We start from the raw sequence: 12805 nt of genomic DNA on the forward strand, positions 1-12805 counted from the left end.
AGGTTGGCTTTTGCCAACCTTTTTCTTATCCCCATGTAATTTCTAAACGGTAGTCCGCAAATGGAACTCCTTCTTTGTTTTGAAGTTGATAGGCTAGTTCAATCTTCTCTTCACCAACTTCATAGTGGCTAGTTTGAATGATAAACTCCTGCATTCCCATTGGTGTTGGAATATAGGCCAAACTATCAGATTCCTTTAGAAAACGCATGATAGTCTTGGGATTCGAGAAGCGCGTCATGACGAGCTCTTCTTCCTGAAACTTGATCACAACTTTTTCTTGATCTTCATTGTAGAAAAGGAGATAAGAAAAATCCCCCTTCTCACGTAGTTCTACATCATAAAGTTGGTCGATTACTTCCAATTGTTCATCGAACTGGATAGTATTTCTCATTCTAATCTTCACAAGAGTTCCTCTTTCTTCTCACTTATCCCTACTATTTTACCAAAAAGCCACGGAATTTGCTATAATGGTCTTATGAATGAAAAAGTATTTCGTGACCCTGTTCACAACTATATCCACGTCAACAATCAAGTCATTTACGACTTGATCAATACCAAAGAATTTCAACGACTTCGTCGTATCAAACAGTTAGGGACATCTAGCTATACCTTCCATGGGGGAGAGCATAGTCGTTTTTCTCATTGTTTAGGCGTCTACGAAATTGCCCGTCAAATCACTGAAATTTTCGAAGAAAAATACCCGAAAGAATGGGATTCCAATGAATCTCTCTTGACCATGACTGCAGCACTTCTCCACGACCTTGGACATGGTGCCTACTCTCATACTTTCGAAAATCTCTTTGATACTGACCATGAGGCAATTACTCAGGAAATAATCCAAAGCCCTGAGACAGAGATTCACCAGGTTCTTTTGCAGGTTGCTCCTGACTTTCCTAAAAAGGTTGCTAGCGTTATCGACCACACTTATCCAAACAAACAGGTTGTTCAACTGATTTCAAGTCAGATCGATGCGGACCGCATGGACTATCTCCTTCGTGACTCCTACTTCACCGGTGCATTTTATGGTCAGTTTGATTTGACACGGATCCTTCGTGTCATTCGTCCTGTTGAAAATGGTATCGCCTTTCAACGTAATGGAATGCACGCTATCGAGGATTATGTCCTCAGCCGTTACCAGATGTATATGCAGGTTTATTTCCACCCAGCCACACGAGCTATGGAGGTTCTTCTGCAAAATCTTTTGAAACGTGCCAAAGAGCTCTATCCAGAAAATAAAGAATTTTTCGCTCTGACTTCGCCTCATCTCCTTCCATTTTTTGAGAAGAATGTAAGCTTAGCTGACTATCTTGCCCTAGATGATGGTGTGATGAATACTTACTTCCAACTCTGGATGACAAGTACAGACAAGATATTGGCTGACCTTTCCCAACGTTTCATCAATCGGAAGGTCTTTAAATCTATTACTTTTTCTCAGGAAGACCAGAATCAACTTGAAATCATGCGAGGTTTAGTAGAGGAAATTGGTTTTGACCCCAACTACTACACTGCTATTCATAAGAATTTCGACCTTCCTTACGATATATATCGACCAGAATCTGAAAATCCTAGAACGCAAATTGAGATTGTTCAGAAAAATGGTGAGTTAGCTGAACTTTCTAGTCTTTCACCTATCGTCCAATCTCTTGCAGGAAGTCGTCATGGTGACAACCGTTTCTACTTCCCTAAAGAAATGCTGAATCCAAACAATATTTTTGCTTCTACCATTCAACAATTTTCACATTTGATTGAGAATGATCATTTTACTCCAGACAAGAAATAACAGAGGAAATTTATGAGTATTAAACTAATCGCCGTCGATATCGATGGTACCCTAGTCAATAGCAAGAAAGAAATTACGCAAGAAGTCTTTGCAGCTATCCAAGATGCCAAACAAGCTGGAGTTAAGGTTGTGATTGCAACAGGTCGTCCTATTGCTGGTGTTGCTAAACTCCTTGACGAACTAAAATTAAGAGATGAGGGGGATTATGTTGTAACCTTCAACGGTGCTCTTGTTCAGGAAACTGCTACAGGACATGAGATTATCAGTGAATCCTTGTCCTACGAAGACTATCTAGATATGGAATTTCTCAGTCGTAAACTAGGCGTTCACATGCATGCCATTACCAAGGATGGTATCTATACAGCCAATCGCAATATCGGTAAATATACCGTACATGAATCTACCCTTGTCAGCATGCCCATCTTCTATCGTACACCTGAAGAAATGGCTAATAAGGAAATCGTCAAATGTATGTTCATCGATGAACCTGAAATTCTCGATGCTACTATTGAAAAAATACCAGCGGAATTTTATGAACGATACTCTATCAATAAGTCTGCACCATTCTACCTCGAACTCCTCAAAAAAGGTGTAGATAAGGGCTCAGCTATTACACATCTAGCTAAAAAACTAGGATTAACAAAAGATGAGACTATGGCTATCGGAGATGAAGAAAATGACCGTGCCATGCTCGAAGTCGTTGGAAATCCAGTTGTTATGGAAAACGGAAACCCCGAACTCAAAAAAATCGCTAAATACATCACCAAAACAAATGATGAATCAGGCGTTGCCCATGCTATTCGTACTTGGGTCTTGTAAATTTATTAGAATATAAAAAAGCACCTCAGAAGTTAGAGATACAACTCTAACTCCTGGGGTGTTTTAAATTACAGATTACTCTTCCTCATCAAACATAAGTGCGTCTAATTCTTCTCTTTCAGCCGCAATCTCTTCATAGGTAGTAATAATATTATTTAATATTTTTAAGGTGATAACACCTGTCGAATCTTTCATAGTAACCATGGTTCCAATGCCACTCAAGTCATGAATAAGGACCCTTACTTTTTTTAATTCGTCCAAATCTAGAATATCCACATCCATAACTGAATCATGATTTTTTATTCTTGATTGAATTAAGGAAAGAGGCAAGGATAAAAAGTTTCTTAACAACTTATAGGTCGCTGACTTATCCCCTATAGAATCAATATAAATGGCTAACATCCTCCTTACTCCTTTACTCACACTTTAGCACTCTGAATATTCTACCTTCAATCTCATATCATTGTGTTATAAGACTTTATAAACAGCATTAGCATAGTAACTCCTACTGTAAATCTTTGATAAATGCCACAACTTGACGGTTTGCTATTCTCACATGATATCCACCACTATTATTAACAAGTTTATCCCCCTTATATCTATCAATTTTTACAGCATAAAGACCACTTGGTAAGGGTTGATTGTTAAAAAATTCTTTCATTTGCGATTCAAGGTCTTCAAGATAGGCATTATATAACTGATCTTTCTTGTCTTCTGGAGTGTAATAACGAAATTGAAATTCTGGTATAAAAATATCTTTTTGGAAAAGATATTGAGCATCCATGGGATACATCCCTTGTAATGCTTGTCCATTTTTTTTATTTTCCTCTAAGATTTCATCATAAAGGTGGATATTACCAGATTTACTATTAAATTGAAAATCAATCCCTTCGTACTTCAAAGCAGTCATTTTAGGATCTGTTATTGAAGTATCCAATTTTTTTAAAAATTCGCTGGTGCCTGGACTAATCTCAATCCCTAAATAAGCTAATTCTGGAAAAACTTGATAAATTTTTTTATTTTGTTTATAATCTACTTCCGCATCAGTCTTTCTATACGTTTCTTTTTCAGAAGGACGAGTATAGTATTCAAAACGAGTCTTAGTCTGATAGGTTTTACCATCTATATTTTCAGTGTATGTTCCATGAATAACAAATCCTCCAACGCTTGTATAGTTTTTTTCATATTTTTCTAACTCAAACTGACCTGTAAGACCATAGTTCTCATAAGAGCGGTGCACTGCTTGCTCAAGTTCATTCCGACTTGCATGGTCAAATAGACCCCACATATCCATCATAGCAATAATTGGACTCAGTACTATGAACATTGCAAATAGTATAACTATGGATAAACAGCCGATTAATAAGCCTTTTTTCATCTCTTTCTCCTAAACATTCTATGTCCATTATAACACACCATAGATATCTTATGAGTGGTTCAAAATTTGGTCAAAGAAAAAACACTGGTTATCCAGTGTTTTTGTGGCTAGTTTCGCCCCCTGCAGGAATCGAACCTGCAACTACTCCTTAGGAGGGAGTTGTTATATCCATTGAACTAAGGGAGCTAGAGAAAAACCCTGCCGTATGAGCAGAGTTTTTTATCATCGAATTAACGACGGATTTCTTTGATACGAGCTGCCTTACCTTGAAGAGCACGCAAGTAGTACAATTTCGCACGACGTACTTTACCGTAACGCACAACTTCGATCTTTTCAACACGTGGAGTGTGGATTGGGAAGATACGTTCAACACCTACACCGTTAGAGATTTTACGAACTGTGTAGTTTTCTGAGATGCCAGCACCTTTACGTGCAATAACAACACCTTCAAAAATCTGGATACGTTCACGGTTTCCTTCGACAACTTTCGCGTGTACACGAACAGTGTCACCAGGACGGAATGAAGGGATATCTGTACGAAGTTGACCTTCAGTCAAGCTTTGGATTAATGGATTCATTTTATTCTCCTATCTTTGTCAATCTTGAGGAAACTTCCTCAGCGGATAAACTGTATTTTTGTGCGTCCATTACACACAAGATACAGTTTACCAAATTTCCTAGAAAATGTAAAGAAATTTAAAGCAAAATTCCCAAAAAAATCGCCAAAAAACCAAGCAAGTAGGTTAATAATAGATAGCTGTAAAATGCCTTCTTGTTACTAAGTAGTCTTTGGAGTTCATCATTCAAGGTTGAAAAGGTTGTCAAACCGCCACAAAAACCAGTTGCAAGTACAGAGTAAATTTCTTTCGACTCTACATGATTGTAAAATAAGCCAATCAGAAAACAGCCCAAAATATTGGCTATGAGAGTTCCTAGAGGTAGTACTGAACATTGATTATAACGTGAAAAGAAATAACGGACAAGGGCACCCAGTCCACAAGCAAGTGCTAGATAGATTACTACCATTTCTTCCTCCCTAGACAATAAGCAAATAGAAGTCCACCACCAATACTCAAAAGTAAATAGATGACTAAGCTAAGATATCGCCCTGTGTCCAACAATTTCACTGCATCTAATAGGAGACTAGAAAATGTCGTTAAGCCACCACAAAATCCCGTTCCAAGCGCTAGAATGACGCCCTTACTAGTTCCTTTAGAAACCAGATATCCTTTCACAAGATAGACTAAGCAGAAAATCCCTAGATAATTGACAAGAAGCGTCCCCCAAGGAAAATCTGGGCTTGCCGGCAACCATCTAGATATCTGATAACGAACTAATCCTCCTAACATGGCAGCTAGAAAGATTCCTAGTGAATAGAATTGTTCTTTTTTCATTTGATCGTTTTATCCTGATAATCACGCGAACGTTTGAGAATATCTGAAAAAGTCTCAACAATTGTATCTTCGTATTTTTTATTGCCTACACGACTTTTGACTTTTTCAAAGATAACTTCTTCTCTTTTAGTATCTAGAATAGGTTTTCCTGAAGCTTTTTTATAGGCAACTACTCCTTCAACTAAATGCATTCTCTCTTCTAAAAGTTGAACGATTTGGTCATCGATTTTATCGATTTCTTGTCGAATAGTATCTAAATCCATAGAGTCTCCTTTTTAATTGAACTATTGTACCAAAAAAGCACTAAATAGGCTAGTAAAGTCCTAATCCTGTTTAATAAAAACTGCACTGACAATTTTCATCAGTGCACTTCATGCTTATCCTACTTTAGCAGCTAATTCTTCCGCGAATTGCTCCAAGCGTTCAATATCTTCTTCCTCGGCAGAAAGGTCAACTTTAACGCACTCTGAACCCTTTTCAGCTCCAGTAGCGATAAATACTCGGTCGAAGTCATCAACAGCTTTACAGAATTCATCGTAGAAAGTATCACCTGATCCGACTACACCATAGATTTTACCGCTCAAGTTGAGGTCTGCTAGATCTTCGTAGAAGTCCATCATCTCATCTGGTAATTCTCCATCTCCGTAGGTATAGGTTGCGACAATGGCGATGTCTGCTTCTAAAAAGTCAGAAGCGTCAACGGTTGTACACTCATCAACATCCACTTCTAAACCACATTCTCTTAATTTATCTGCTACAATATCAGCGATTTCTTCAGTATTACCGGTCATACTGGCAAATACAATTTTTGCTAATGCCATAAGGTCCTCCTCAATTAATCTTTCTCCATTATATCACATCTTTTTCATTTTAAAAATAAAAACTCTTGTGCTAAAATGAAATGAGAAAGAATTGAGGTTCATTATGGAAATTTGTCACCAAATTTTAGAAAAAATTAAAGCATACAATACTATTATCATCCACCGTCATATGAAACCAGATCCTGACGCTCTGGGGAGTCAGGTAGGTTTAAAAGCCTTGCTTGAGCATCATTTTCCAGAAAAAACGATAAAAGTAGTTGGTTTTAATGAACCAACCTTAACTTGGCTTGCTAAAATGGATCAGGTAGAGGACACAGACTATCAAGGTGCACTAGCCATTATCTGTGATACAGCAAACACAGCACGTATTGATGATAAACGATATCTTAAGGCTGAGACTATTATCAAAATTGACCACCATCCAAATGACGAAGTCTACGGCGATCTTGTTTGGGTAGATACAAACTCTAGTAGTGCGAGTGAGATGATTGCTCTCTTTGCTGAAGCAACTAACTTAGAATTATCCGACTACGCTGCTAAAATGCTCAGCGCTGGAATTATTGGTGATACCGGCCGTTTTCTCTACCCTTCTACTTCTGCACGTACGCTTCTTATCGCAAGTCAACTCAGAGAACATAACTTTGACTACGCTGAATTAACTCGTAAAATGGATACTATGAGCTTTAAGATTGCCAAACTCCAGGGTTATGTTTATGACCACTTAGAAGTTGATGAAAATGGTGCTGCACGTGTTATTCTCACCCAAGAAATCTTGAAGAAATACGACGTTACTGATGCGGAAACAGCAGCCATCGTTGGAGCTCCGGGCCGTATTGATACTGTTAGCCTTTGGGGAATCTTTGTGGAGCAAGCAGATGGTCACTACCGCGTACGTCTTCGCAGTAAATTTGTCCCAATCAATGAAGTTGCAAAAGAACATGATGGCGGTGGCCATCCTCTTGCTAGTGGAGCAAATTCGTATAGTTTAGAAGAGAATGAGCTCATCTACCAAAAATTAAAAAACTTGCTGAAAAATAGATAAAAAGCTTGCCAAACTTTTCATAATCTGATAGACTAGTATGGTAACAATCTATGGCTCGCAAAGAGACCATGGCAGAAAGGAAATATTGCAAAATGAAAAAAGATATCCATCCAGAATATCGCCCAGTTGTCTTCATGGACACAACTACTGGTTACAAATTCCTTAGCGGTTCAACAAAACGCTCTAGCGAAACAGTTGAGTTCGAAGGCGAAACTTACCCATTGATCCGTGTGGAAATTTCATCAGACTCACACCCATTCTACACTGGACGTCAAAAGTTCACTCAAGCAGATGGACGCGTGGATCGTTTCAACAAAAAATACGGTCTCAAATAATCAACCGCATCACTTGTATACGGTTAAACGAAAACAACTTCGATTCGGAGTTGTTTTTTTGTTTCTTTTATTTTTTCAAGCTTTAATTTTTTTAAAGCTTATAATGGTCCTAATTCTTATTTCTACTTCTACTTTCGTAACAAGTCCTCTATAAAACAAAAAAACCTACTAACCAAGCTTGACGCTTGATTAATAGGTTTTTTATAAAATCATTATTTAACGGCTTCTTTAAGAGCTTTACCAGCTTTGAATGCTGGAACTTTAGAAGCTTTGATTTTGATTTCTTTACCAGTTTGTGGGTTGCGACCTTTACGAGCTGCACGTTTACGAACTTCGAAGTTACCAAAACCGATCAATTGAACTTTTTCACCAGCTGAAAGGAATTCAGTTACAGCTGCGAATACAGCGTCAACTGCTGCTGCTGAATCTTTCTTAGTCAATTCTGTAGCTTCTGCTACTTTAGCGATCAAATCTTGTTTGTTTGCCATGTTAATGAATCCTCCAAAATTATTTCTAATTAACACTTATAATCATAACCTAAAATTCCTTTTAGGTCAAGTCAAAAACACGTTTTTATTGATTTTTCTCAATTTTTTTAGGAATTATAGCGAATTAAGATCGCCCAGGCATTTTCTCCGGTGTGAGTTTGGATGATTGAGCCTGTTTCTAGGACTGAAATTGGTTTTTCAACGTAAGGTTGTAGAACAGCTTTCATCTCGTTTGCAAATTCATTTGTACCTGCATAAGAAATACCAATCTCAGCTACTGAACGATTTGAAAGAGTGGCTACTAACTCATCCAACCATTTCTTAAAGGTTTTTGAACCACGTCCTTTGACAATCGGTTGAAGCTCATGGTCTTTCATTTGCATAACTACTCGAATATTCAGTAAAGAGCTCAGCAAACCGGTAACACGGCCAATGCGACCACCTTTTACAAGATTTTCTAAAGTTGAAACACCGATGTAGAGTTCAGTATGATTTTTTACGTCCTCTACATGGGCTAGAATGGCTTCAAGGTCTTTTCCTTCTTGAGCTAGTTTAGCAGCTTCCACAACTTGGAACTTCAAGGCCTGATCTGTGAATGAACTATCCAAAACAGTGACATCTGCAGTTGACAAACTTGCTCCCTGACGAGCCGCTTCAACAGTGCCTGATAAAGCATGGGACATGTGAATAGCTAGAATCTGACTACCATCCTTACCCAAATCATCAAAAATTTCTGCAAAGAGTCCCACTGGTGGTTGACTAGTCTTAGGAAGATTTTTACTAGCTTGCATCAAGCGAAGAAATTCTCCTTCTTCAAGATCTGCATCTGAATAAAGGACACTATCAATCATTACAGATAGTGGAACAACAGTAATATCAAATTCTTTAACCACTTCCGGTTCAATAGTAACCGAGGAATCCGTTACAATTTTTACTTTTGTCATTTTGCCAATCTTTCTATTTTTACTATTGTTGATTATTCAACTTATAACTATAACAATTATATCAAAAAAATACTAAAAGTTCATACTCAATCCACCTAAATTTAAAGCAATTTATACTTCTTTTTAATAAAAAAAGAAAATCACCTATGCTTGGTGATTATCTTTTGTATTTAAGATAAATAATCATACAAATCTTGCATTTGTAAATCATCGGGTACTAATTGTAGATAGGATTGAATGTATTCTTTTGCTTCTTCTAGCTTACCTAACTCTCTTAACAAATAAATAAACTGTTCCAAAAACTCTGGATTATCCTTGAGTTCAGTAGCAAGTTCCTTATAGAGATCATATGCTGCATCTAATTCTTCAGTCTCTTGATAGCTTCGAGCAATCATCCATTTAGTCAAGAGGTTTTCAGGTTCATAGACTGCTAAATCTAGAATATCTTCGTATCTTTCTTGTTCTTGGTAGATGGTAGCTAAGCGTAGCAAAATTTCTTCCTGGTCATCAGCATTTTCTTGTGCTTGAATCAGATAAGCTTCTGCTTGCTCAGGTTGATGCAACTCATAAGATAGCTGAGATGCAAGGAGTAAGAGCCGAGTTTCAAAAGGATTTTTTGACAAGCCTTGTTGAGCTATTTTAAGAGCCTCTTCCGTCTGATGCTCCTTATGAAGTGCCTGACTATAACCATATTCATAACCCTCAAAATCTGGAGAAATAGTGTCTAGTTGTTTAAAGTATAGTACGGCTTTCTGGTAGTCTTCTTGATCAAAATAGAGACTTGCAAGCTCAAAAGCTGTTTGGTCATCATATTCTAATTCTAAGGCTTTTTCTAAAAATTCTATTGCAGATTCAAACTTACCTAAACGTGCATAAGCAAGACCAATTCTCTGATAGGTCGAAATGCCTGTTTGATCATAGATAGCACGATTATCTAGTTGAGCATAGCCCTTAATGGCTTCTAAATCGTTTCCTAGCTCACTATCTAGTTCAGCTAGTCCAAATATCAGGAGAGGGTCATCAGAGTAGCTACGAGCTTCTAGAAGCTTCTCACGCGCAACATCTGTCAATCCTTCCATCTGATATAAATCTGCTTTTAAGGCAAGAGCTGATACGTACCATTCACTTTCTGGACCAATCTTCTCTAAATAATCAAAAGCTTCCTCAATCAATCCATCCTCACCAGCTATTGCAGCTAGATTGATGTAGACTTCTGGAAATTTCGGTGCTAGTTTCTCATAGATTTGTGCAGCTTGTGGGAAGAAACCAATTCCTTCGAGATATGCAGCAAGTTCAAGAAGAACTTCATCTGAATCTTCTTCTAGGGCTTTTTGGAAAAAAGATTCTGCTTTTGATAAATCTTGTTGTTCTAAAGCTTCGAGCATTTGTTGACTATTGTTCACTATCAGTCTCCTCTACCGGTTCATAAAGTCCACTAATTTCTTTGTACCAATCAAAAATTTCTGAGATGACTACTTTTGCGGAAGCGTAGATTGGAATCCCTAGCAATACACCCCAAATACCAAACATGGATCCTGAAGTTAATAGTACAAAAAGAATGGTAATTGGGTGAATATTTAATTGACTACCCAAAATCAGTGGAGAAACAAAACGTCCTTCAATAGTTTGCTCTACAATGAAAACGATAATAACTTTTAAGAGCATAACAGGACCAGCAATCAAACCCAAAACAAGGGCTGGAATCATTGCAAGAAAACTACCTAGATAAGGAACTAAATTGAGAATACCTGCAGTAACACCAAGCGCTACTGCATATCGAAGCCCAATTATCTTAAAGAAGATAATAAACATGATAGCTACGATTACAGCGACCGTAATTTGTCCTCTAACGTAGTTAGCAAGTTGTTGGTTCACATCTGATAGAACCTTACCTACTGGTTCTCTCAATTTATTTGGTAAGAATTGAGTAATATAGTCTCTAAGTCCTTTTCCATCTCGAAGGAGATAAAAGAGCATAAATGGCATGATGATCAGAGCGACAATGACCTGTGACGTTCCACTGATAAGAGCACTTACCCAGTTAACAGCTTTAGAAGAAATATTACTTGCCCAAGCAGTTGCTTGTGTTGAAAAATTAGCTAAAACTTGCTCCAGTTGGGGTCTAAAGTCATCTGGCAAACGCTTGGTTACAAGGTCATTAATGACTCTATCAGCATCCTCGAGATAACTTGGGACATTTTGCGCAAAAATTACTACTTGACGTTGAAGGTTTGGAATTGCAACGGCTAGTCCAATAATCAAGAGTATTGCAATAATGACGAAGATAATACTAATGGCTAAGACACGGTTAATCCTGTACTTCTCCATCAGATCTACTAGTGGATTCAAGAGGTAAAAAAGTAGACCCGATAAGATAACCGGCAACATCACTACTGATAAAAAGTCTATAACTGGGAAAAATAAAAAGCTGATTTTACTGAGAATAAAAATATTCAGACCTAGTAACAAGGCCACCAAAAATACAGTAACAGCCTTATTATCTAAAAACCATTTAAAAAACCAAGATAAGGTAAAGTGTTTCTCTTTTTGTTCCATTTTTTCTTCCTTTCCTTTGTCCTAACATTATACCATGTTTTAAGAAAAATAAGGTTTTTTTATAGTCTTTTAGCAAGGGATAAATTTGTATTCTTGACAAGGGAAGAGCTATTTTTTCTGACATAGATTTTTCATCTAGCAGCCCTTTTTATGTTATAATTGAATTATCTTTTTCTAGAGGTATGAATATGAAAGAAATAGTATATTTTGGAACCTATACACGACGTATTTCTCAAGGGATTTACAAGGCTGATTTTGATACTGAGACTGGCAAACTCTCAAATCTTGAACTATTTGCAACCGAGCCAAGTCCAACCTACCTAGCCTTTGATCAGCATCAGCATCTCTATACTGTCGGAAGCCATGATGACAAAGGTGGAATCGCAGCATACAAAACTGATGGTGTCCTCCTGAATCACGTCGTTGAAGAAGGTGCTCCTCACTGCTATGTTGCAGTCGATGAGACACGGAGTCTTGTCTATGGCGCTAACTATCATAAAGGTCAAGTTCTAGTCTATAAACGTAAAGAAGATGGCCGTCTTGAATTGGCAGACAAAATTCAACACACTGGGCATGGTCCACATGAAAACCAAGCTTCTCCCCACGTACACTACACCGATTTAACACCAGACCAATATTTGGTAACCTGTGACTTAGGTACTGACGAAGTCACTACCTATGATGTCAATCTAGAAGGAAAGTTGACTAAACTAGCAACTTATAATTGTAATCCTGGCGCTGGTGCTCGTCACCTAGTTTTCCATCACCACTACAAGATTGCTTATCTCATCTGTGAACTCAACAGTACGATTGAAGTTTTGATTTACGATGGCGTTGGAGAATTTGAACAAATGCAGGTCATTTCAACCTTACCAGATGACTATAGTGGCTTTAATGGTACTGCGGCTATTCGTCTTTCTAAAGATGGCAAATTCATCTACGCTTCTAATCGAGGCCATGATTCTATCGCTGTTTATAGCATTTTAGCAGATGGAAGCTTGGAATTATTAGAGATTGTTCCAACCAATGGGAAAAATCCACGTGATTTTGATTTGTCGCCTGACCAAGAATTCCTTATCGCTGTTCACCAGGATTCTGATAACGCGACAGTCTTTAAGCGCAATCCTGAAACTGGTAGACTGGCAGAACTCTCTAATGAATTTCATGTTCCTGAAGCAGTCTGCATAAGTTTCACTAAATAAGAACTAAGAAATAATAAAAAATGAACTTGTTAAATCAAGTTCATTT

The 12805-nt window shown here is 37.6% G+C and carries 17 protein-coding genes and 1 tRNA gene; 5 read left to right on the forward strand and 13 right to left on the reverse strand.

What is annotated here, in order from left to right; all coding sequences use genetic code 11:
- Positions 1-25: 25 nt before the first annotated feature.
- On the reverse strand, positions 26-403 hold the full coding sequence (locus tag QM810_RS02380) for a DUF1934 domain-containing protein (RefSeq protein WP_414253733.1): 378 nt from the start codon (positions 401-403) through the stop codon (positions 26-28).
- Between the two features lie 72 nt (positions 404-475).
- Here QM810_RS02380 and QM810_RS02385 point away from each other — a divergent pair, with 72 nt between their 5' ends.
- Positions 476-1780: an HD domain-containing protein gene (locus QM810_RS02385; RefSeq protein ID WP_414253734.1), complete on the forward strand. Its 1305-nt coding sequence runs from the start codon at positions 476-478 to the stop codon at positions 1778-1780.
- Positions 1781-1792: 12 nt separating this feature from the next.
- Positions 1793-2599: a sugar-phosphatase gene (yidA, locus tag QM810_RS02390; protein WP_414253735.1), complete on the forward strand. Its 807-nt coding sequence runs from the start codon at positions 1793-1795 to the stop codon at positions 2597-2599.
- A gap of 75 nt (positions 2600-2674) precedes the next feature.
- On the opposite strand, the gene QM810_RS02395 is transcribed toward yidA, so the two are convergent.
- The 8 genes from QM810_RS02395 to QM810_RS02430 form a co-directional block, all read right to left on the reverse strand.
- Entirely contained in the window at positions 2675-3001 is a 327-nt protein-coding gene (locus tag QM810_RS02395; protein WP_414253736.1) for a 50S ribosomal protein L7/L12, read from the reverse strand.
- Positions 3002-3104: 103 nt separating this feature from the next.
- Positions 3105-3977, reverse strand: coding sequence for a hypothetical protein (locus QM810_RS02400; protein ID WP_414253737.1), 873 nt, complete (start codon positions 3975-3977; stop codon positions 3105-3107).
- 114 nt (positions 3978-4091) lie between these two features.
- Positions 4092-4163: transfer RNA gene (locus QM810_RS02405), tRNA-Arg, on the reverse strand.
- A gap of 44 nt (positions 4164-4207) precedes the next feature.
- Positions 4208-4555, reverse strand: coding sequence for a 50S ribosomal protein L19 (rplS, locus tag QM810_RS02410; RefSeq protein ID WP_001068669.1), 348 nt, complete (start codon positions 4553-4555; stop codon positions 4208-4210).
- Between the two features lie 118 nt (positions 4556-4673).
- Positions 4674-5003, reverse strand: coding sequence for a fluoride efflux transporter CrcB (gene crcB, locus QM810_RS02415; protein WP_414253738.1), 330 nt, complete (start codon positions 5001-5003; stop codon positions 4674-4676).
- Positions 4997-5371, reverse strand: coding sequence for a fluoride efflux transporter CrcB (gene crcB, locus QM810_RS02420; protein WP_414253739.1), 375 nt, complete (start codon positions 5369-5371; stop codon positions 4997-4999). The genes crcB (QM810_RS02415) and crcB (QM810_RS02420) overlap by 7 nt, the downstream gene beginning before the upstream one ends.
- Positions 5368-5634: a chorismate mutase gene (locus QM810_RS02425; RefSeq protein WP_414253740.1), complete on the reverse strand. Its 267-nt coding sequence runs from the start codon at positions 5632-5634 to the stop codon at positions 5368-5370. Before QM810_RS02425 ends, crcB (QM810_RS02420) begins: the two co-directional genes overlap by 4 nt.
- Before the next feature lie 114 nt (positions 5635-5748).
- A complete protein-coding gene (locus QM810_RS02430; protein WP_004253355.1) occupies positions 5749-6192 on the reverse strand; it encodes a flavodoxin in 444 nt (147 codons plus the stop codon).
- A 103-nt stretch (positions 6193-6295) separates the two neighbouring features.
- On the opposite strand from QM810_RS02430, the gene QM810_RS02435 reads away from it, so the two are divergent.
- On the forward strand, positions 6296-7234 hold the full coding sequence (locus tag QM810_RS02435) for a DHH family phosphoesterase (RefSeq protein ID WP_254804111.1): 939 nt from the start codon (positions 6296-6298) through the stop codon (positions 7232-7234).
- 92 nt (positions 7235-7326) lie between these two features.
- Positions 7327-7569, forward strand: coding sequence for a type B 50S ribosomal protein L31 (locus QM810_RS02440; protein ID WP_004253349.1), 243 nt, complete (start codon positions 7327-7329; stop codon positions 7567-7569).
- 212 nt (positions 7570-7781) lie between these two features.
- On the opposite strand, the gene QM810_RS02445 is transcribed toward QM810_RS02440, so the two are convergent.
- From QM810_RS02445 to QM810_RS02460, 4 genes are all read right to left on the reverse strand, one after another.
- The gene (locus tag QM810_RS02445; protein ID WP_004253345.1) at positions 7782-8057 is read right to left on the reverse strand and encodes an HU family DNA-binding protein; all 276 of its coding nucleotides are present in this window, start codon (positions 8055-8057) and stop codon (positions 7782-7784) included.
- 107 nt (positions 8058-8164) lie between these two features.
- Positions 8165-9001, reverse strand: coding sequence for a DegV family protein (locus QM810_RS02450; protein WP_414253741.1), 837 nt, complete (start codon positions 8999-9001; stop codon positions 8165-8167).
- Between the two features lie 170 nt (positions 9002-9171).
- Positions 9172-10404 carry a tetratricopeptide repeat protein gene (locus QM810_RS02455; RefSeq protein WP_414253742.1) on the reverse strand — a complete coding sequence of 411 codons (1233 nt, stop codon included), beginning with the start codon at positions 10402-10404 and terminating at the stop codon, positions 9172-9174.
- Positions 10394-11557: an AI-2E family transporter gene (locus tag QM810_RS02460; RefSeq protein ID WP_414253743.1), complete on the reverse strand. Its 1164-nt coding sequence runs from the start codon at positions 11555-11557 to the stop codon at positions 10394-10396. The genes QM810_RS02455 and QM810_RS02460 overlap by 11 nt, the downstream gene beginning before the upstream one ends.
- A gap of 188 nt (positions 11558-11745) precedes the next feature.
- On the opposite strand from QM810_RS02460, the gene QM810_RS02465 reads away from it, so the two are divergent.
- Positions 11746-12759, forward strand: coding sequence for a lactonase family protein (locus QM810_RS02465; RefSeq protein WP_414253744.1), 1014 nt, complete (start codon positions 11746-11748; stop codon positions 12757-12759).
- The last annotated feature ends 46 nt before the right edge of the window (positions 12760-12805 follow it).

This window comes from Streptococcus infantis, from assembly GCF_047464155.1.
GTDB lineage: Bacteria > Bacillota > Bacilli > Lactobacillales > Streptococcaceae > Streptococcus > Streptococcus infantis_U.